The 19,032-nt window shown below is 59.6% G+C and carries 19 protein-coding genes; 5 read left to right on the forward strand and 14 right to left on the reverse strand.

The genetic code is table 11. From position 1 onward, the window contains the following. Window positions 1–66 precede the first annotated feature (66 nt). The 8 genes from ACVWSC_RS06510 to ACVWSC_RS06545 form a co-directional block, all read right to left on the reverse strand. Window positions 67–801, reverse strand: coding sequence for an amino acid ABC transporter ATP-binding protein (locus tag ACVWSC_RS06510; RefSeq protein WP_133215490.1), 735 nt, complete (start codon window positions 799–801; stop codon window positions 67–69). Next, window positions 798–1,466, reverse strand: a complete 669-nt coding sequence (locus tag ACVWSC_RS06515) for an amino acid ABC transporter permease (RefSeq protein WP_442114265.1) — start codon at window positions 1,464–1,466, stop codon at window positions 798–800. Before ACVWSC_RS06515 ends, ACVWSC_RS06510 begins: the two co-directional genes overlap by 4 nt. After that, complete coding sequence (locus ACVWSC_RS06520; RefSeq protein ID WP_133215486.1) at window positions 1,463–2,209, reverse strand: amino acid ABC transporter permease; 747 nt, start codon at window positions 2,207–2,209, stop codon at window positions 1,463–1,465. The genes ACVWSC_RS06515 and ACVWSC_RS06520 overlap by 4 nt, the downstream gene beginning before the upstream one ends. A 99-nt stretch (window positions 2,210–2,308) precedes the next feature. Then, entirely contained in the window at window positions 2,309–3,241 is a 933-nt protein-coding gene (locus tag ACVWSC_RS06525) for a glutamate/aspartate ABC transporter substrate-binding protein (protein WP_442112507.1), read from the reverse strand. A gap of 329 nt (window positions 3,242–3,570) precedes the next feature. Continuing rightward, window positions 3,571–5,139, reverse strand: coding sequence for a glycerol-3-phosphate dehydrogenase (gene glpD / locus ACVWSC_RS06530; protein ID WP_442112508.1), 1,569 nt, complete (start codon window positions 5,137–5,139; stop codon window positions 3,571–3,573). 141 nt (window positions 5,140–5,280) lie between these two features. Further along, a complete protein-coding gene (locus tag ACVWSC_RS06535; protein ID WP_442112509.1) occupies window positions 5,281–6,036 on the reverse strand; it encodes a DeoR/GlpR family transcriptional regulator in 756 nt (251 codons plus the stop codon). A 137-nt stretch (window positions 6,037–6,173) separates the two neighbouring features. Beyond that, window positions 6,174–7,673: a glycerol kinase GlpK gene (gene glpK, locus ACVWSC_RS06540; protein ID WP_442112510.1), complete on the reverse strand. Its 1,500-nt coding sequence runs from the start codon at window positions 7,671–7,673 to the stop codon at window positions 6,174–6,176. 66 nt (window positions 7,674–7,739) lie between these two features. Then, on the reverse strand, window positions 7,740–8,591 hold the full coding sequence (locus ACVWSC_RS06545) for an MIP/aquaporin family protein (protein WP_442112511.1): 852 nt from the start codon (window positions 8,589–8,591) through the stop codon (window positions 7,740–7,742). Between the two features lie 328 nt (window positions 8,592–8,919). Between ACVWSC_RS06545 and ybaK the strand changes: the two genes are divergently transcribed. Further along, window positions 8,920–9,390, forward strand: a complete 471-nt coding sequence (gene ybaK / locus ACVWSC_RS06550; protein ID WP_442112512.1) for a Cys-tRNA(Pro) deacylase — start codon at window positions 8,920–8,922, stop codon at window positions 9,388–9,390. Window positions 9,391–9,483: 93 nt separating this feature from the next. Then, window positions 9,484–10,263, forward strand: coding sequence for a PhzF family phenazine biosynthesis protein (locus ACVWSC_RS06555; RefSeq protein ID WP_442112514.1), 780 nt, complete (start codon window positions 9,484–9,486; stop codon window positions 10,261–10,263). A 60-nt stretch (window positions 10,264–10,323) separates the two neighbouring features. Here the strand turns inward: ACVWSC_RS06555 and ACVWSC_RS06560 are convergent, their stop codons facing one another. Next, window positions 10,324–11,433: an ABC transporter ATP-binding protein gene (locus tag ACVWSC_RS06560; RefSeq protein ID WP_442112515.1), complete on the reverse strand. Its 1,110-nt coding sequence runs from the start codon at window positions 11,431–11,433 to the stop codon at window positions 10,324–10,326. Beyond that, window positions 11,430–12,350 (reverse strand): ornithine carbamoyltransferase, encoded by a 921-nt coding sequence (argF, locus tag ACVWSC_RS06565; RefSeq protein WP_442112516.1) that lies wholly within the window; start codon window positions 12,348–12,350, stop codon window positions 11,430–11,432. Before argF ends, ACVWSC_RS06560 begins: the two co-directional genes overlap by 4 nt. Window positions 12,351–12,716: 366 nt before the next feature. Here argF and ACVWSC_RS06570 point away from each other — a divergent pair, with 366 nt between their 5' ends. Further along, window positions 12,717–14,825 carry a molybdopterin oxidoreductase family protein gene (locus tag ACVWSC_RS06570; protein WP_442112518.1) on the forward strand — a complete coding sequence of 703 codons (2,109 nt, stop codon included), beginning with the start codon at window positions 12,717–12,719 and terminating at the stop codon, window positions 14,823–14,825. Window positions 14,826–14,917: 92 nt separating this feature from the next. Further along, window positions 14,918–15,253: a Grx4 family monothiol glutaredoxin gene (gene grxD, locus ACVWSC_RS06575; RefSeq protein ID WP_028943477.1), complete on the forward strand. Its 336-nt coding sequence runs from the start codon at window positions 14,918–14,920 to the stop codon at window positions 15,251–15,253. 123 nt (window positions 15,254–15,376) lie between these two features. On the opposite strand, the gene bfr is transcribed toward grxD, so the two are convergent. Both bfr and ACVWSC_RS06585 read right to left on the reverse strand, forming a co-directional pair. Then, window positions 15,377–15,847, reverse strand: coding sequence for a bacterioferritin (bfr, locus tag ACVWSC_RS06580; RefSeq protein WP_400171961.1), 471 nt, complete (start codon window positions 15,845–15,847; stop codon window positions 15,377–15,379). Between the two features lie 199 nt (window positions 15,848–16,046). Further along, window positions 16,047–16,265: a bacterioferritin-associated ferredoxin gene (locus ACVWSC_RS06585; RefSeq protein WP_010221037.1), complete on the reverse strand. Its 219-nt coding sequence runs from the start codon at window positions 16,263–16,265 to the stop codon at window positions 16,047–16,049. 235 nt (window positions 16,266–16,500) lie between these two features. Here ACVWSC_RS06585 and ACVWSC_RS06590 point away from each other — a divergent pair, with 235 nt between their 5' ends. Beyond that, window positions 16,501–17,103, forward strand: coding sequence for a peroxiredoxin (locus ACVWSC_RS06590; RefSeq protein WP_038607775.1), 603 nt, complete (start codon window positions 16,501–16,503; stop codon window positions 17,101–17,103). Between the two features lie 162 nt (window positions 17,104–17,265). Here ACVWSC_RS06590 and rnt read toward each other — a convergent pair whose 3' ends face one another. Together rnt and pyrC are read right to left on the reverse strand one after the other, a co-directional pair. Continuing rightward, a complete protein-coding gene (rnt, locus tag ACVWSC_RS06595) occupies window positions 17,266–17,934 on the reverse strand; it encodes a ribonuclease T (protein WP_274295447.1) in 669 nt (222 codons plus the stop codon). Next, entirely contained in the window at window positions 17,931–18,977 is a 1,047-nt protein-coding gene (gene pyrC / locus ACVWSC_RS06600) for a dihydroorotase (RefSeq protein ID WP_442112519.1), read from the reverse strand. Before pyrC ends, rnt begins: the two co-directional genes overlap by 4 nt. Window positions 18,978–19,032: the final 55 nt, after the last annotated feature.

Genomic DNA, 19,032 nt, shown 5'->3' on the forward strand with positions numbered 1-19,032 from the left:
AGTGGCCTTTGAACGGCCAGCACCCAATGTCCGCTACAGGTCGGACAGTGGGCGCTGGTCATCACCTCAGTGTTGCAGGATTTTGCTGAGGAAGTGCTGGGTACGCTCATGGCGGGCGCTTGGGTCACCGAAGAACTCTTCCTTCTGGCAGTCCTCGATGATCTTGCCCTGGTCCATGAAAATCACCCGATTGGCGACTTTGCGGGCGAAGCCCATTTCGTGGGTCACGCACATCATGGTCATGCCTTCGTGGGCCAGTTCCACCATCACGTCCAGTACTTCATTGACCATTTCCGGGTCCAGTGCCGAGGTCGGTTCGTCGAACAGCATGACGATCGGGTCCATCGACAGGGCGCGGGCAATCGCCACACGCTGCTGCTGACCACCGGAGAGTTGCCCCGGGTGCTTCTTGGCGTGGGCGCTGAGGCCGACGCGGTCGAGCAGGGCCAGGCCCTTCTTGGTGGCTTCTGCTTCACTGCGGCCCAGTACCTTGCGCTGGGCAATGGTCAGGTTCTCGGTGATGCTCAGGTGCGGGAACAGCTCGAAATGCTGGAACACCATGCCGACCCGTGAGCGCAGCTTGGGCAGGTTGGTCTTGGGGTCGGCGATCGAGGTGCCGTCCACCACGATGTCGCCTTTCTGGAACGGCTCCAGGGCGTTGACGCATTTGATCAGGGTCGACTTGCCCGAACCCGACGGGCCACAGACCACAACCACTTCACCTTTCTTGACCTCGGTGTTGCAGTCGGTCAGAACCTGGAAGTCGCCGTACCACTTGTTGACGTTCTTGATGGAAATCATACGGTTATCCTTTTCTGCAGACGCTTGACCAGCCAGGAAGCGGAGAAGCTGATGACGAAGTACACGATGCCGGCGAAAATCAGGAACTCGTTGGAGCGCCCGATGATGTCGCCACTGGCCCGTGCCGAGTTGAGAAAGTCCACCAGGCCGACGGTGTAAACCAGCGAGGTGTCCTGGAACAGGATGATGCTCTGCTGCAGCAGCAGCGGGGTCATCTTGCGAAACGCCTGGGGCAGGATGATCAGGCGCATGGTTTGCCCGTAGGTCATGCCCAGCGCTTGTGCCGCACCCATCTGGCCTTTGGAAATCGACTGTACGCCTGCACGGACGATTTCGCAGAAGTAGGCGGCCTCGAACATCATGAACGCCACGACGCAGGAGGTGAAGGCGCCGACTGGCGTGTCTTCGCCGGTGATCCAGCGCAGGATGAACGGCACCGCCAGGTAGAACCAGGTGATCACCAGCAGCAGCGGGATCGAGCGGAAGTAGTTGACGTAAACGCCGGCGAAGTTCGACAGCAGCTTGTTCGACGACAGGCGCATCAGTGCCAGGATGGTGCCCAGCACGATACCGCCGACAACCCCCATGACCATCAGTTGCAGGGTCATCAGCATGCCGTTCCACAGGCTCGGCAGGGCGGGAATGATTCCACTGAAGTCCATTATTTGCCCCCCACGGAGATCAGGCCGGGTACCGCGACTTTCTTCTCGACCATGCGCATCAGCAGCATCAGGCCCATGTTCAGGGTGAAGTAGATCAGCGTCGCCAGGGTGAAGGCTTCAAACAGGTTGGCCGAGAACTCGGCGGTTTGTTTGGTTTGCGCCAGCAGCTCCATCAGGCCGATCAGCGAGGCCACCGAAGAGTTCTTGAACACGTTCAAGAATTCCGAGGTCAGCGGCGGAATGATGATTCGGTAGGCTTGCGGCAGCAGTACGTTCCAGTAGATCTGCGGCAGGCTGAAACCCATGGCGCGTGCGGCCGACTCCTGGCCACGCGGCAGTGCCTGGATACCGGTACGCACTTGTTCGCACACCCGTGCGGCGGTGAACAGGCCCAGGCAGATGACCACGCTGATCAGCGCCGAAGTGGTCGGGTTGAGGTCTTGTTTGAACCATTCCTGCAGGCCTTCAGGCAGCAGGTCGGGTACCAGGAAGTACCAGATGAACAGCTGCACCAGCAGCGGCACGTTACGAAACAGTTCCACGTAAGCTGTGGCGATGCCCGATACCAGGCGGTTCGGCACCGTACGCATGACGCCGAGCACCGAGCCCAGCAGCAATGCAATGATCCACGCCGCAATGGCAATGGCGATGGTCCAGCCCAGGCCGGTGATGTACCAGTCAAGGTAGATCTCGTTGCCGATGCCGGTGGACTTGAAGAAAACGCCCCAGTCCCAGTTGTAATTCATCGGGATTTCCCCTCAGATCAGTTGTTTCACGGGCACCTTCGAGCATCCGAGGGCACAAGGCACCCTCGGATGAAAGGTTAGACACTAACTAGCTGGGGATCAGGACTTCTTTTCGTCTGCAGCTTTGTCGGTAGGAGTGGCGATCAGCGCCTTGAGCTCGTCGCTCATCGGGAAGTTCAGGTTCAGGCCCTTTGGCGGTACAGGTTGCATGAACCACTTGTCGTAGATCTTGTTGATCTCGCCCGACTTGTAGAGGTCGACGATGGCCTTGTCGACAGCTGCCTTGAACGCTGGGTCGTCCTTGCGGACCATGCAGCCGTAGATTTCATAGGACTGTGGCGTACCGACGATGGCCCAGCCTTTTGGATCTTTGGCTTTCGCCATTTCACCTGCCAGCAGCGCGTCGTCCATCATGAAGGCGACAGCGCGGCCGGATTCGAGCATCTGGAACGACTCGCCGTGGTCTTTGGCCGAGATGACGTTCATCTTCATCTGCTTGTCGGCGTTCATGGCCTTGAGGATGCGCTCGGACGTGGTGCCTGCGGTGGTCACGACGTTCTTGCCAGCCAGGTCAGCGAAGTCTTTGTACTTGGCATTTTCAGGCTTGCCGTCTTGGGCTTTGGTCAACAGACGGGTACCGACTTCGAAGATACCAACCGAGAAGGCTACTTGCTGCTGGCGCTCGACGTTGTTGGTGGTCGAACCACACTCAACGTCAACGGTGCCGTTTTGCACCAGCGGGATACGGGTCTGGGAAGTGACGAGGTTGTATTTGACCTTCAGGTCTGGCTTGTTCAGGTCCTTTTTCAGGGCCTCGACGATTGCCAGCTGGATGTCATGGGAGTAACCGACGGGTTTACCCGAAGCGTCGGCGATGTAGGAGAACGGGATAGAAGCGTCGCGGTGCCCCAGAGTAATGGTGCCCGAGTCGTTGATTTTCTTCAGGGTGCCGGTCAGCTCTGCGGCGACAACTGGCGAACTGATCAAAGCGGCCGTGATGGCTGCGCCCAACAGGTGGGGAACGATACGCATCAAAATTTCCTCGACGTTGTTTTTTTTATTGAGCCGTTGGCGGGCTCTTTCGTTCAGCGAACACTGCAATGAAGCGGTTTGCGCATTCGGGTACTGAGTGTAGAGCATGACTCATGCCAAGCCCTGACATTGATCATAAAGCCTTGAGAAATCAGGCCATTAAACTTTTCTGACGCCTAAGTGGCTGTAGGATTCGTCCGGGCGGCCGAATGCGAGGATGTGTAACGTTCGGAAATCCGAATATAGCGCTGTAGGAGCGGGCTTGCCCCGCGATCGCGGTGTGACAGGTAAACCGCAATCGCGGGGCAAGCCCGCTCCTACACGGTGGTTCAGGCTGCGCGATGCAGCTCCAGGCGTTGCAGGTAGTCGCGCAGGGCCTGTTGTTCGGCGGCGGTGGTGAACAAGCCGAGCTTGCTGCGGCGCCAGAGGATGTCGTCGGCGCTGACGGCCCACTCTTCGCTGCACAGGTAATCCACCTCGCGGGTGAACAATCCACCACCGATGGCATCGCCCAGGTCTGCCGGGCCTTGCACGCCTTCAAGCAGGCGCCAGACGCGGCTGCCGTAGGTCAGCGCCCAACGCTTGGCGATGTCGGCTGGCAGCCAGCCACATTGGGTCAGGATGCTATCGGTCAGGGCTTGCGCGGTGGTCATGTTCTCGCCACCCGGCAGGGCGGCGCTGGCGGTCCAGCTGCCACGCATCTGGGTGAAGAACGGTGCGAGTTCGCTCATGGCCGACTCGGCCAGCTTGCGGTAGGTCGTCAGCTTGCCACCGAATACCGACAGCAGCGGGGCATCACCGCTGCTGGCCGAGAGGGCCAGGGTGTAGTCGCGGGTAACGGCCGAAGGGTTGTCCGACTCGTCGTTACACAGCGGCCGTACACCGGCAAAGGTGTGCAGGATATCGGCACGGCTGAGCTGATGGTTGAAGTGCGCGTTGACCACGTTGAGCAGGTAGTCGGTTTCGCCTTCGGTGATCGCGACCTTGGCCGGGTCGCCAGTGTATTCACGGTCTGTGGTACCGATCAGGGTGAAGCGTTCCAGATACGGAATGGCGAATACGATGCGTTGGTCTTCGTTCTGCAGGATGTAGGCGTGCTCACCGTCATACAGCTTCGGCACGATCAGGTGGCTGCCCTGAATCAGACGAATGCCGTACGGGGCGTCGAGTTGCAGGTCATCTTTGATGAACTTGGCCACCCACGGGCCGGCGGCATTGACCAGGGCGCGGGCGCGGATCGACTGCTGGCTGCCATCGGCGTTTTCGAGCAGCACGTCCCACACGCCATCGACACGTTGTGCGCGAACGCAGCGAGTGCGGGTGCGGATGTCTGCGCCTTTTTCGCGCGCAGCCATGGCGTTGAGGACTACCAGGCGGGCGTCATCCACGGCGCAATCGGCGTATTCGAAACCACGGGTGATGTTGGCCTTGAGCGGGTTGCCCGGGCCGAAGCGCAGGCTGCGCGAGGCGCCGAGTTTTTCGCGTTTGCCCAGGTGATCGTAAAGGAACAGGCCGGCACGGATCATCCACGCCGGGCGCAGGTGCGGGCGGTGCGGCAGGACGAAACGCATCGGCTTGACGATGTGCGGAGCCTTGGCCAACAGCACTTCGCGCTCGGCCAGCGCTTCACGCACCAGGCGGAACTCATAGTGTTCCAGGTAGCGCAGGCCGCCGTGGATCAGCTTGCTGCTGGCCGACGAGGTGTGGCTGGCGAGGTCGTCTTTTTCGCAGAGGAATACCGACAGGCCGCGTCCAGCCGCGTCGGCGGCGATACCCACGCCATTGATGCCACCGCCAATGATGGCGAGGTCATAGATGTCGGCAAGGGCAGGCGATGACAAGCTGGATTGCGGCACGGGCGGCTTCCTTAAATACTTTCTAACATCGAATTTGAACATTGATGTTCATTTTCGAAAATATTAGCGCAACGGAATGGGGTCTGCCAGTCGCTTTCCATAGAAAATACTGATCGGATGACAAATAAATGAAAAATAGTGAACATTTGCGCTGCCACCGTTGCGGTGGCAGCGGATCACGCCTCAGACCACTTCGAGGCGAATCTTGTACTGGCTGAGCAATTGGCTGAGGGCGGGTACTGGCGCCTGATCGGTCACCAGGCAATCGATCAGGCTGATCGAGCCCAGGCGCACCATGGCGTTGCGTCCGAACTTGCTGGAGTCGGCGGCGAGGATCACCTGGCGGGCATTGGCGATGATCGCCTGGGAAACCCGTACTTCCTGGTAGTCGAAATCGAGCAGGCTGCCGTCTTCGTCGATACCGCTGATACCGACCAGGGCAAAGTCGACCTTGAACTGGTTGATGAAATCGACACTGGCCTGGCCGACCACGCCACCGTCACGCCGCACCGTACCGCCGGCCAGTTGCACTTCGAAGTCATCCTTGGCGCTGAGGATCGAAGCCACGTGCAGGTTGTTGGTGATGATCTTCAGATGGTTGTGATTGAGCAGGGCGCGGGCAATCGATTCGGTGGTGGTACCGATGTTGATGAACAGCGAGGCATGGTCGGGGATCTGTGCGGCGATGGCTTCGGCGATGCGCTGCTTCTCGTCACGCATCTGGTCGGCGCGCATGGCATACGCGGTGTTTTCGATGCTCGAGTCATAGGCAGCGCCACCGTGATAGCGGCGTAGCAGATTGACTTCAGCAAGCTGGTTGATATCGCGGCGAATGGTTTGCGGGGTGACAACAAATAGCTGCGCCATCTCATCGATACTGACGTAGCCGCGTTCGCGGACCAGTTCGAGGATTTGTTGTTGGCGAGGGGGCAGGTTCATGGGCGGTCCTTTGGGGCTGCCGGGCAAATAGCGCCATGATGCCGCAGGAATTGCCTGACAGCCAGCCGAGTGAAGCGATCGCGAGGCAAGCCCGCTCCCACCGAGTCCGGTGGGAGCGGGCTTGCCTCGCGAAAACCTTACTCCTCGTGCGGCTCCCAATCGCGCGTGCGATCTACCGCCTTCAACCAGCCGGCATACAGCTTCTCTTTCTGTGCTTCGTCCAACTGCGGGCTGAACTCGCGCTCGATCACCGCCTTGCCGCGCAGTTCATCCAGGCCACTCCAGAATCCGCACGCCAGACCGGCCAGGTAGGCCGCGCCCAGTGCCGTGGTTTCGCGCATTTGCGGACGCTCGACGCAGGTGCCGAGGATGTCGGCCTGGAACTGCATGAGGAAGTTGTTGGCCACGGCACCGCCGTCAACCCGCAGCTCGCTCAGGCGCTGGCCGCAATCCTGCTGCATGGCGTCGAGAACGTCGCGGGTCTGATAGGCGATGGATTCCAGCGCCGCACGGATGATGTGATCGACCTTGACCCCACGGGTCAGGCCGAACAACGCGCCACGGGCGTAAGGGTCCCAGTAGGGTGCACCAAGACCGGTGAACGCCGGCACCAGGTACACGCCGTTGCTGTCTTTGACCTTGCTGGCGAAGTACTCGGTGTCGTGGGCGTCATTGACGATTTTCAGCTCATCGCGCAGCCATTGCACGGTGGAACCACCGTTGAATACCGCACCTTCCAAGGCGTAGGCCACTTCGCCGCGCGGGCCGCAGGCGATGGTGGTGAGCAGGCCGTGGGAAGATTTGACCGCCTTGTCACCGGTGTTCATCAGCAGGAAGCAGCCGGTGCCGTAGGTGTTCTTGGCCTGGCCGGGTTCGACGCACATCTGGCCGAACAGGGCTGCCTGCTGGTCACCAGCAATACCGGCGATGGCGATGCCGCTCTTGGTGTGGCCGTACACTTCGGAGGAGCTGTGAACCTGCGGCAGCATCTGCCGCGGAATTTTCAGCACTTCAAGCATCTTCTCGTCCCACTGCAGGGTGTGGATGTTGAAGAGCATGGTGCGCGAGGCGTTGGTGTAGTCGGTGACATGCACCTTGCCGCCGGAAAATTTCCAGATCAGCCAGCTGTCGACGGTGCCAAACAGCAGGTCACCGCGCTCGGCGCGTTCGCGGGCACCTTCGACGTTGTCGAGGATCCACTTGAGCTTGGTGCCGGAGAAGTACGGATCAGTGACCAGGCCGGTGGTTTCGCGAATGTAGTCCTGCAGGCCGTCGCGCTTGAGCTGCTCGCAGATCTCGGTGCTGCGTCGGCATTGCCAGACGATCGCGTTGTACACCGGGCGTCCGGTTTCCTTATCCCAGACCACCGTGGTTTCACGCTGGTTGGTGATGCCGATGGCGGCCACTTGGTCGTGGCTCAGGCCAGCCTGCGCCAGGGCTTCGACCATGGTCGCGCTCTGGGTAGCGAAGATTTCCATGGGGTCGTGCTCGACCCAGCCGGCTTGCGGATAATGCTGTGCGAATTCGCGCTGCGAGGTGCCTACCACGTTGGCATCGCGGTCGAAAATGATAGCCCGCGAACTTGTCGTGCCCTGGTCCAGGGCAATGATGTAGTTCTTGTTGTGGGTGTCTGTCATGTCGTTGGCCTTGCACTCAATAGGGTAGTTATCAGGGCAGGGCGAGCGTGGCTCGCCAAACAGGCATCAGGATGCCTGGGTCTTGCCCTGAGGATTGGCATCGATCTGGGCGTTTTCGCACTCGGCAACCGGCAGGTTGCGGGCAATCACACCGCGATACAGGGCGGCACCAAGGCTCGCCCCTATGATCGGCGCAAAAATCGGAATCAGGAAATAGGGAATATCACGGCCGCCAGTAAAGGCGATTTCGCCCCAGCCGGCGAGGAACGCCATCAGTTTCGGCCCAAAGTCTCGCGCCGGGTTCATCGCAAAGCCGGTCAGCGGGCCCATGGCGCTGCCAATCACGGCGATCAGCAGGCCGATCAGCAGTGGCGCCATAGCGCCGCGCGGCAGGCCGTTGTTGTCGTCGGTCAGGGCCATGATCACCGCCATCAATACGGCGGTGATGATCACCTCGACCAGAAACGCCTGGCCAGTGGACAGCGCCGGGTGCGGGTAAGTGGAGAACACCGATGCCAGCTCAAGGCTGGCCTGGCTGCCGCGAACCATGGCATGTGCTTGTTCGTAATCGAAGAACAGGTTGCTGTACAGCGTATAAACCAACGCGGCACCACAGAATGCCCCGGCAATCTGGGCGACGATGTAAAACGGTAGTTTGCGCTTTTCAAAACCGGCGAACAGCCACAGGGCGATGCTCACAGCCGGGTTCAGATGCGCGCCGGACACCCCGGCGGTCAAGTAAATCGCCATGCTTACGCCGACACCCCAGATGATGCTGATTTCCCACAGACCGAAGCTGGCACCCGCAACTTTGAGCGCGGCCACGCAGCCGGTACCGAAGAATATCAACAGGGCGGTGCCGAGAAACTCGGCCATGCATTGGCTGGATAAGGTTGGTTGTCGTAGAGCTGTCGTCATTCGTTACCTCGGTTTTTGTTGTTGTGAGGCGCAGTGAGCGCTCGACAAAAGCCCGACAGAAATCCCCATTTCGGTCGGGCGGGCGGCAAAAATGCACCTAAAAGGGGCATTGGCGGTATTCAGATTCGAAAAAATATAGACAAGAAACGCTTATGTCAAAGGTCGAAAGTGAACGATTGGCCACATTCTGACTATTGGCCGGGCCAATGGTAATCCGTAGACGCAAACGGTTGCGTGTAATGCCGTGTCGCGCATCGGTGGTTGGGGTGATGGATTTGCCCTACAGTAGCGAGCGAAAACGTGTTGATCCTCTTACATGGAGTCCTGCATGACGCCCGCCCTGGATTTGTTGAAAAAAGTTCGTGCTGAACATCGCATCCACAGTTACGAGCACGACCCCAAGGCGGCGTCGTATGGCTTGGAAGCAGCTGAAAAGCTCGATCTTGAGCCGGTGCGAGTGTTCAAGACGCTGCTGGCCAGCAGCGAGAAGGGCGAGTTGCTGGTAGCGGTGGTGCCGGTGATCGGCAGCCTCGATCTGAAGGGCCTTGCCCACGCCGCGGGTGTGAAGAAATGTGAGATGGCAGACCCCGCCGCCGCCCAGCGTTCAACCGGTTATTTGCTGGGTGGCATCAGCCCACTGGGACAGAAGAAGCGTTTGCGCACTTTTATTGATCAGTCCGCCCAAACTTTTGAAACCATTTTTGTCAGCGCCGGCCGTCGCGGACTGGAAGTGGAGTTGGCGGCTGCGGTGCTGGCCGAACACACTAAGGCCACCTTCGCCGCGATTGCCCGCGACTGAAATCTGTATGCCCAAAATCCTGCGCCTCTGTCTCTGTTAGCGCCTGCCCGGTAACGGGCATGCTCTGGGTCCAACAACACAGAGAGTCGTCGCATGCAGCTGGAATTTCATCAGGTTGACGCGTTCAGTGAACGCCCCTTCGCCGGTAACCCGGCCATGGTCTATCGCCTTGATCAGTGGCTCAGTGACGCGTTGATGCAGCAGATCGCCGCTGAGCACAACCTGGCCGAAACCGCTTTTGTCGTACCTGACGGCGAGCAATGGCACATACGCTGGTTCACCCCGACCACTGAAGTGCCCTTGTGTGGCCATGCGACGTTGGCCAGTGCGCATGTGTTGTTTGAGGTCTACAAGGTGCCTGGTGAGCGATTGGCGTTCCAGAGCATGTCTGGGCCGTTGAGTGTCAGCCGTGAAGGCGGGCGCCTGCTGCTGGACTTCCCGCGTATCGATCCGCAGCCGATTCACGAGCCGTTGCCGGTAGCGCAAGCCTTGGGTTGTCCGGTAGTCGAGGTGCTGCAGACCAAGGAATTGCTAGTGGTGCTGGAGTCGGAGCAGGCGGTACGTGATTGTGTGCCGGACATGGCGGCAGTCGCGAAGTTGCCTGGCTTGGGTGTGATCGTTACCGCGCGCGGCGAAAGCCACGACTTTGTATCGCGCTACTTTGCGCCGGGGATTGGCATTCCTGAAGACCCGGTGACCGGATCGACTCACTGCTGCCTGATTCCCTATTGGGCTGAGCGCCTGGGGAAAACCGAACTTGTTGCCTTTCAGCGTTCGAGTCGGGGTGGTGAGCTGTATTGCCGCCTGGAGGGGCAGCGGGTGAGGATCGGTGGTTATGCCCGGCGTGTGGCGAGCGGTTCGTTGTATCTGTGAATCATCGCGGAGCAAGCCCGCTCCTACGGTAGGAGCGGGCTTGCTCCGCGATCACTGCAATCACACCGCCGAGCTGTACCGGCGAACACCGTTCTCCGGCACTGGCAACTGCGCCGCGACGCTGCCCGGCACGGCAAACAGCACCAGATGATCGGCGGCCACTTCAATCCCGACTTCAGTTCCGACCTGATGGTCGATATGGCTTGGGAAAATCGCCTCAAGCTGGCTGCCGGTTGGCAGTTGCAGACGATACAGGGTCGATGCACCGAGGAAGCTCTTGCCGGTGATCTGCGCTTTGAGCGCACTGTGCGGTGCGTGAATGATGTCATCCGGACGCAATAGCACATCGACCGCACTGCCTGGGGTAAAGGTGTAGGCACGGTTGCCACGCAGTTCGCCCAGTTCGGTCTGCACCGATTCCGGACTGGTCAGCTGGCCGCGAATGAAATAACCCTGGCCAATAAAGCTGGCGACGAACGGGGTAAGCGGCTCGTGATAGAGGTTATACGGGGTATCCCACTGCTCCAGACGGCCTTCCTTGAACACCCCGACATGATCGCTGACGGCGAACGCTTCTTCCTGGTCGTGGGTGACCAGAATAGCACTGGTGCCCCGGCTCTTGAGGATGTCGCGCACCTCATGGCTGAGACGGCGGCGCAGTTCCACATCGAGGTTGGAGAACGGTTCGTCGAGCAACAGTAGCTGCGGCTCGGGTGCCAGCGCGCGGGCCAGGGCCACGCGTTGTTGCTGGCCGCCAGAGAGCTCATGCGGGTAGCGCTTGCCAAGCCCGCCAAGCTTCACCAGCTCAAGCATCTCGGTCACAACCTGTTGCTGCTGTGGATGCTTGCCGATACCGAAGGCAATGTTTTCGGCGACCGTCAGGTGCGGAAACAGGGCATAGTCCTGAAACACCATGCCGATCCTGCGCTTCTCCGGGGCCAGGGTAAAACCGGCCTTGGAGATGACGTCGCCCGCCAGCTGAATCTCGCCTTCGTGCACCGGCTCAAAGCCGGCGATGGCGCGCAGGGTGGTGGTTTTGCCACAACCCGACGAGCCCAGCAGGCAGCCGATGTCACCCGCGTTGAGGTGCAGGTTGAGGTTCTGGACGATGCGTTGCTCGCCATAGCCGCAGGCGAGGTTGCGCAGGTTAAGCAGTAAAGGTTGACTCATGCGTGGTGGTAGGCCGGTTCTACAAGGTATTCGAGAAGCGCCTTCTGTGCATGCAGCCGGTTTTCGGCCTGATCCCAGGCGACCGAACGCGGGTCGTCGAGCAGGTCCAGGCTGATCTCCTCGCCACGGTGGGCGGGCAGGCAGTGCATGAACAGGGCATCGGGTGCTGCCAGGTCGAGCAGTTCGCGGGTTACCTGATAAGGCGCGAACAACTCCAGACGCCGTGCAGTTTCCTCCTCCTGACCCATGGAAGTCCAGACATCGGTGCTCACCAGGTGTGCGCCCTGCACTGCATCCTTGGGTTCACGGAAGATCTGTACGCGGTCACCGGCGTTGGCCAGGAACTTTGGATCGGGCGCAAATTCGGCCGGGCAGGCGATGCGCAGCTGGAAGTCGAACTGGATCGCCGCTTCTATATAGCTGTTGCACATGTTGTTGCCATCGCCGATCCAGGCCACGGTTTTGCCCTGGATCGAACCGCGATGCTCAAGGAAAGTTTGCATGTCGGCGAGCAACTGGCACGGGTGCAGGTCGTCCGACAGGCCGTTGATCACCGGCACGCGGGAGTTGGCGGCGAACTCGGTCAGGGTGCTGTGGGCGAAGGTACGGATCATCACCGCATCGAGCATGCGCGACATGACGATGGCGCAGTCGCCAATCGGCTCGCCACGCCCCAGTTGGGTGTCGCGCGGGGACAGGAAAATCGCCTGGCCGCCGAGCTGGATCATGCCCGCCTCGAACGACAGCCGGGTACGTGTCGAGGATTTTTCGAAGATCATCCCCAGTACGCGGTTCTTCAAGGGTTCGAACAGTACGCCGCGGTTACGCAGGTCCTTCAGCTCGATGCCTCGACGGATCACACTGAGCAGTTCGTCGGGTGTGAAATCCATCAGGGAGAGAAAGTGCCTAGCGCTCATGTTTGACTACCTTTTTGCAACAGACCGCAGATCAACAATGCCGGTTTTCAGAAACAACGGAAGTGACCTGCGGCGAAAGCCGCACGGGGCGACGAAATAAGGGAAGACGCAATACTATAATTAAATGTCGCGTCATACCAAGAGGGGCGTTCACTGACTGCAGGGCGGGCAGTGTCGTAACTCATTGGTTGGCTGATTTTTTTGTTCGCTACACAGGGGTTTTACACTGCCCGCTCAGGCCTTGGCAAACACTCGCGCGTATCGCTGCGCCTGATGCCACTAGATTCACCGGGTAAAACTCGCTGGTGGTCATGCTCGCGCAAGCCCATAGTCGGCTGCATCAGCAGACACCCGCAAGAGGTGGCCATGAACAAGACCTTGCATCACCGCGCCTGTCATCTGTGCGAAGCCATCTGTGGCTTGAACATTGAAATTACCCACGAACCCGGCGTGGCGCCGACGATCAGCTCGATCAAGGGCGACCCGCAGGACAGCTTCAGCCGCGGCCACATTTGCCCCAAGGCCGTGGCCCTGCAGGATATCCAGAATGATCCAGACCGCTTGCGTGCGCCGCACAAGCGCGTAGGTGAAGATTGGCATGCCATCAGTTGGGAAGAAGCCTTCGAGCTGGCCGCGCAGAAACTCTGGGCTATCCAGCAAGCCCACGGGCAGAACGCCGTCGCGGTCTACCAGGGCAACCCCAGCGTGCATAACTATGGGTTGATGACCCACAGCAACTACTTTCTCGGCCTGCTCAAAACTCGCAACCGCTTCTCTGCCACGTCGGTTGACCAACTGCCTCAGCACCTGACCAGCTATCTGATGTATGGCCACGGCTTACTGCTGCCCATCCCAGACGTCGATCACACCGATTTCATGCTGATCCTCGGTGCCAACCCGCTCGCGTCCAACGGCAGCATCATGACCGTGCCCGATGTCGAAAAGCGCCTCAAGGCGATCCAGGCCCGGGGTGGCAAGCTGGTGGTGGTCGATCCGCGGCGCAGCGAAACCGCAGCGATGGCCGACCAGCATATCTTTGTCCGCCCCGGTGGGGATGCCGCGCTGCTGTGTGGTGTGCTCAATACCTTGTTTGGCGAAGGGCTGGAGCGTGCTTCGAGCTTGCCGGTCGATGGTCTGGACGAGGTGCGTACCGCCATTGCACCGTTCAGCGCTGAATCGATGGCGCCGCTGTGCGGTGTCGATGCGTTGGTTATACGGCAATTGGCGCGCGACTTTGCAGCGGCCGACAAGGCCGTGTGCTACGGCCGTATGGGTGTTTCGACCCAGGCGTTCGGCACGCTTTGCCATTGGCTGGTGCAATTGATCAACCTGGTCAGCGGCAACCTCGATCGGGTTGGCGGCGCCTTGTGTACCGAGCCTGCAGTGGACCTGGTGGCGAGCACTGCGGGTGGCCATTTCAATGCCTGGCAAAGCCGTGTCTCTGGCTTGCCGGAGTACGGCGGAGAGCTACCGGTGGTGGCGCTGGCCGAAGAAATGCTCTGTGAGGGGGAGGGGCAGGTGCGCGCGCTGGTGACCGTGGCCGGTAACCCGGTGCTGTCCACGCCCAACGGGCGGCAGCTGGAACGGGCGCTGGCAGGGCTTGAGTTCATGCTCAGCATCGATCTGTACATCAACGAGACCACGCGTTATGCCGACCTGATCCTGCCGTCCACTTCCGCATTGGAGAACGATCACTACGACACCACCTTCAACCTGCTTGCGGTACGCAATGTCAGTCGTTTCAACCGGGCGATTTTGCCCAAACCGCAAGGTGCATTGCACGATTGGGAAATTTTCGTTGGCTTGGCTCAAGCCTTTGCCAGGCTTGCTGACAAACCCTTGAAGCCGACGTTGCCACCGGCGCAGCTCATTGATCTTGGCCTGCGCCAAGGGCGCTACGGCGAGCAGTCGCCCTTCAACTTGTCGATAGAGACGTTGGCGCAGTACCCGCACGGCATTGACCTGGGGCCGTTGCAGCCTAACCTGACAGCGCGGCTGAAGACGGACAATCAACGTATCCAGACGGCACCGGCGCAGATTCTTGACGATCTGCAACGATTTGCTGCCCAGCCTGCTGCCGGGCCTGAGCAATTGCTGCTGATTGGTCGTCGCCATGTCCGCAGCAACAACTCCTGGATGCACAACTTCCACCGCCTGGTGAAGGGCAAGCCGCGGCATCAGTTGCTGATGCACCCGGACGACCTGAAAGGCCGGCAGTTGCACGACGGGCAGCGCGTCAAGGTCAGCTCGCGGGTGGGTAGCATCGAGGTGGAAGTGCAGGCCTGCAGTGACATGATGCCGGGAGTGGTCAGCCTGCCGCATGGCTTTGGTCATGCCCGGCCGGGTGTGCAGATGGAGATTGCGTGCAATCAGCCCGGTGCCAGCGCCAATGACTTGACCGATGAACACCACCGGGATGCGGTGTCGGGCAATGCTGCGCTCAATGGCGTGCCGGTGCAGGTGGTTGCCGCCTGATATCGGCAAGGCCGAGCACCGCGCTCGGCTTTCCGATACAATGCGTCACCGTGCCGACAACCAGGTCGGAAAGTTCAGCCGCGAGGTGCTTCATGGATATCATCGAAACAATCAAAGAGCAGATTGCCAACAACACCATTCTGCTTTACATGAAAGGCTCGCCGAATGCCCCGCAGTGCGGTTTTTCGGCCAAGGCGGCGCAAGCCGTAATGGGTTGTGGCGAGAAATTCGCTTACGTGGATATCCTGCAAAACCCGGAAATCCGTGCCAACCTGCCAAAGTACGCCAACTGGCCGACCTTCCCGCAACTGTGGGTAGCCGGTGAGCTGGTTGGCGGTTCCGACATCATGGCTGAAATGTTTGCCAACGGCGAACTGCAGACCCTGATCAAGGAAGCGGCTGCCAAGGCTGAAGCAGCCAAAGCCTGATAGTAGGAGCGGGCTTGCCCCGCGATTGCGATATCACTTATAGATCGCAATCGCGGGGCAAGCCCGCTCCTACATGCACACAAAAAAAGCACCCCTTGGGGTGCTTTTTTTGTGTAAGCGAAATTACTCGCCCATCTGCGACTGCAGGTAGTTTTCCAGACCGACTTTGTCGATCAGACTCAGCTGGGTTTCCAGCCAGTCGATGTGCTCTTCCTCGGACTCGAGGATGTCTTCCAGCAGCTCACGGCTACCGAAGTCGCCAACGGTTTCACAGTGGGCGATAGCAGCCTTGAGGTCGACCAGGCCTTTTTGCTCGATCTTCAGGTCGCATTCGAGCATTTCCTTGGTGTGCTCGCCGATCAGCAGCTTGCCCAGGTCCTGAACGTTAGGGATGCCTTCGAGAAACAGAATACGCTTGATCAGTTTGTCAGCGTGTTTCATCTCATCGATGGATTCCTTGTACTCGTGCTTGCCGAGCTTATCCAGGCCCCAGTCTTCGTACATGCGCGCATGCAGGAAGTATTGGTTGATTGCGACCAGCTCGTTTCCGAGGATCTTGTTGAGATGCTGGATGACGCTAACGTCGCCTTTCATGATGGGGTCCTGCCCTGTAAGTGTGCCTATACACCAGAGTTTGAGCCCGGTAACTTAGGCTGTCAAACCTAAGTTATTGAATAATAAGTAAAAATTAATCGGAATAAGAATGTTTGTGTTCCGCGTTTTAAGCCTAAGTTATTGAATTACCGGCATAAAAAAACCGGACACGAGGTCCGGTTCTTGGAATTGGCTGTTTTTACGCTGCAGTAAATTCTACAGGGTAGGGCAAGGCGGCCTGGCTTACCTGCAGTTCGGTCAGGGTTTCACGCACAACCTGTTTGGCCAGGCAGGCACATTTGCCACACTGGCTCGCCACATTGGTGGCGCTTCTGACTTCCTTGTAGCTGCAGCATCCTTCATAGATCGCATCGCGGATCTGTCCGTCGGTTACACCAACACAAAGACACACATACATAGGGCAGGCCATCGCTGGTAAAGGCTCAATGCGAAGAAGCTTAATGTTAATGAGAATGCTTGTCAAAGCACTTTCTCCCAAGCCTTGTGCCAGAGCGACCGGCGGCAGTTTTGCAAACATCCGACCCCTGAAATTCGGCGCGCAGCGTCAGGCGGTGTATCATGGCCGACCTTTGCACTGGCAGCTGGCTTATGCCAGCCTGCGCAGCGTGTTTCAAACCATCAGGAGATATCGAATGAGCGTACTCGTTGGCAAAACTGCCCCGGACTTCACCGTTCCAGCCGTACTGGGCAATGGCGAAATCGTCGACAGCTTCAACCTGGCCTCGGCCATCAAAGGCAAGTACGGCCTGGTGTTCTTCTACCCACTGGACTTCACCTTTGTCTGCCCGTCCGAGCTGATCGCTCTGGATCACCGCATGGCCGAATTCCGTGACCGCAACGTTGAAGTGATTGCTGTGTCGATCGACTCGCACTTCACCCACAACGCCTGGCGCAACACCCCGATCAATGCCGGTGGCATCGGTCAGGTGCAGTACATCATGGCTGCCGACATGAAGCACGAAATCGCCAAAGCCTACGACGTTGAGTCCGAAGGTGGCGTGGCTTTCCGTGGCGCGTTCCTGATCGACGACAAAGGTGTTGTACGTTCGCAGATCGTCAACGACCTGCCACTGGGCCGTAACATGGACGAGCTGCTGCGTCTGGTTGACGCCCTGCAATTCCACGAAGAGCACGGCGAAGTCTGCCCTGCCAACTGGAAAAAAGGCGACAAAGGCATGACCGCTTCGCCAGAAGGCGTTGCTGCATACCTGAGCGAGAACGCTGGCAAGCTGTAATAGCTGCAGGCATAAAAAAACCGGCCCATGTGGCCGGTTTTTTTATGCTCGCGGTGAAATGGCACCTGTAGGAGCGGGCTTGCCCCGCGATGCGATGTGGCAGATAAACCACTATCGCGGGGCAAGCCCGCTCCCACCGCAAGTCCCAGCTACAGTGCAGCTTCAGTCGTTGAAGTCTTGCCAGCCGCCCATCTCTTTCCAGCGGTTGACGATGCCGCAGAACAGCTCGGCGGTCTTCTCGGTGTCGTAGCGCGCGGAGTGCGCCTCGCGACCGTCGAAGTCGATGTCGGCGCTCTGGCAGGCACGCGCCAGGACGGTTTGCCCATAGGCAAGCCCGGCCAGGGTCGCAGTATCGAAGCTGGAGAACGGGTGGAACGGGTTACGCTTCATGTCGTGGCGCGCCACGGCGGCATTGAGGAAGCCCAGGTCGAAGCTGCTGTTGTGCCCGACCAGGATGGCTCGTTTGCAGCCATTGGCCTTCAACGCCTTGCGTACACCGCGGAAGATATCGGTCAGGGCCGACTCTTCACTGACCGCCATACGCAGCGGGTGATCCAGCTTGATCCCGGTGAACTCCAGTGCTGCCTGCTCGATGTTGGCGCCTTCGAACGGCTCGACGCGGAAGAAGTAAGTGTGTTCCGGGAACAGGAAGCCTTTTTCATCCATGCCGATGGTGACCGCTGCGATTTCCAGCAGGGCATCGGTGGCGCTGTTGAAGCCGCCGGTCTCGACATCGACTACAACCGGCAGGTAACCACGAAAACGCTCTGCCATCGGGTGGCGGGGGCCACCGCTTGGACCGTCCTGGTCGTCGTACAGATCTTCACTCACGCAGTTTCCTCCAGCAGGCGCCAGCGCAGTTGCTCACCGGCGCGCAGCGGGATAACGGTTTGCTCGCCGAACGGCAAGCTGCTTGGGGCGGTCCAGCTGTCGCGAACCAGGGTAATGGTGTCGGTGTTGCGCGCCAGGCCATAGAAGTCAGGGCCGTGTTTGCTGGCAAAGCCTTCAAGCTTGTCCAGGGCGTTGCGTTGTTCGAACGCTTCGGCGTACAGCTCGATCGCCGCGTAGGCGGTGTAGCACCCTGCACAGCCGCAGGCTGCTTCTTTGGCGTGACGGGCGTGCGGTGCCGAGTCGGTGCCGAGGAAGAACTTGCTGCTACCGCTGGTGGCGGCGTCAAGCAAGGCCACCTGGTGGGTGTTGCGCTTGAGGATCGGCAGGCAATAGAAATGCGGGCGGATACCGCCAACCAGCATGTGGTTGCGGTTGTACAGCAGGTGCTGGGCAGTGATGGTGGCGCCGACGTTGGCCGGAGCCTCATTGACGAACTGCACGGCATCGCTGGTGGTGATGTGTTCGAACACCACTTTCAGCGTTGGGAAGCGCTCGACGACACGGCGCAGATGCTCGTCGATAAACAGCTTCTCGCGGTCGAAGACGTCGATTTCGCTGCGGGTCACTTCACCGTGTACCAGCAGCGGCATGCCGACTTCGGCCATGGCTTCAAGTACTGGGAAAATGTTGTCGATGCTGGTCACGCCAGAGTCGGAGTTGGTGGTGGCGCCGGCTGGATAGAGCTTGGCGGCATGCACAAAACCGGTGGCCTTGGCCGCGTGGATTTCCTCGGGCTGAGTGCGGTCGGTGAGGTACAGCACCATCAGCGGTTCAAAGCGGCTGCCGGCCGGACGGGCGGCCAGGATGCGCTCCCGATAGGCGCCAGCTTCTTCGGCATTGCGCACGGGAGGTACCAGGTTAGGCATGATGATTGCGCGTGCAAAGGTGCGCGCAACGTCGCCAACGGTGTGGGGCAGCACAGCACCATCACGAAGGTGGATGTGCCAGTCATCGGGACGCAGGAGGGTCAGGCGGTCGGACATTGGGGATTCCAGGCGGGTCGAACTCAAGGTGAATGCTACCGGAAAAGCGGGTGCC

The sequence above is a fragment of the Pseudomonas sp. NUPR-002 genome (genome assembly GCF_056322725.1).

Excerpts from the sequence above, each read along its gene's own strand:
- ACVWSC_RS06510 (WP_133215490.1), bottom strand. The coding sequence starts at position 801 with ATGATTTCCATCAAGAACGTCAACAAGTGGTACGGCGACTTCCAGGTT.
- ACVWSC_RS06520 (WP_133215486.1), bottom strand. The coding sequence starts at position 2,209 with ATGAATTACAACTGGGACTGGGGCGTTTTCTTCAAGTCCACCGGCATC.
- ACVWSC_RS06525 (WP_442112507.1), bottom strand. The coding sequence starts at position 3,241 with ATGCGTATCGTTCCCCACCTGTTGGGCGCAGCCATCACGGCCGCTTTG.
- glpD (WP_442112508.1), bottom strand. The coding sequence starts at position 5,139 with ATGTTCAAATTCGATGTTAGAAAGTATTTAAGGAAGCCGCCCGTGCCG.
- ACVWSC_RS06535 (WP_442112509.1), bottom strand. The coding sequence starts at position 6,036 with ATGAACCTGCCCCCTCGCCAACAACAAATCCTCGAACTGGTCCGCGAA.
- glpK (WP_442112510.1), bottom strand. The coding sequence starts at position 7,673 with ATGACAGACACCCACAACAAGAACTACATCATTGCCCTGGACCAGGGC.
- ACVWSC_RS06545 (WP_442112511.1), bottom strand. The coding sequence starts at position 8,591 with ATGACGACAGCTCTACGACAACCAACCTTATCCAGCCAATGCATGGCC.
- ybaK (WP_442112512.1), top strand. The coding sequence starts at position 8,920 with ATGACGCCCGCCCTGGATTTGTTGAAAAAAGTTCGTGCTGAACATCGC.
- ACVWSC_RS06555 (WP_442112514.1), top strand. The coding sequence starts at position 9,484 with ATGCAGCTGGAATTTCATCAGGTTGACGCGTTCAGTGAACGCCCCTTC.
- ACVWSC_RS06560 (WP_442112515.1), bottom strand. The coding sequence starts at position 11,433 with ATGAGTCAACCTTTACTGCTTAACCTGCGCAACCTCGCCTGCGGCTAT.
- argF (WP_442112516.1), bottom strand. The coding sequence starts at position 12,350 with ATGAGCGCTAGGCACTTTCTCTCCCTGATGGATTTCACACCCGACGAA.
- ACVWSC_RS06570 (WP_442112518.1), top strand. The coding sequence starts at position 12,717 with ATGAACAAGACCTTGCATCACCGCGCCTGTCATCTGTGCGAAGCCATC.
- grxD (WP_028943477.1), top strand. The coding sequence starts at position 14,918 with ATGGATATCATCGAAACAATCAAAGAGCAGATTGCCAACAACACCATT.
- bfr (WP_400171961.1), bottom strand. The coding sequence starts at position 15,847 with ATGAAAGGCGACGTTAGCGTCATCCAGCATCTCAACAAGATCCTCGGA.
- ACVWSC_RS06585 (WP_010221037.1), bottom strand. The coding sequence starts at position 16,265 with ATGTATGTGTGTCTTTGTGTTGGTGTAACCGACGGACAGATCCGCGAT.
- ACVWSC_RS06590 (WP_038607775.1), top strand. The coding sequence starts at position 16,501 with ATGAGCGTACTCGTTGGCAAAACTGCCCCGGACTTCACCGTTCCAGCC.
- pyrC (WP_442112519.1), bottom strand. The coding sequence starts at position 18,977 with ATGTCCGACCGCCTGACCCTCCTGCGTCCCGATGACTGGCACATCCAC.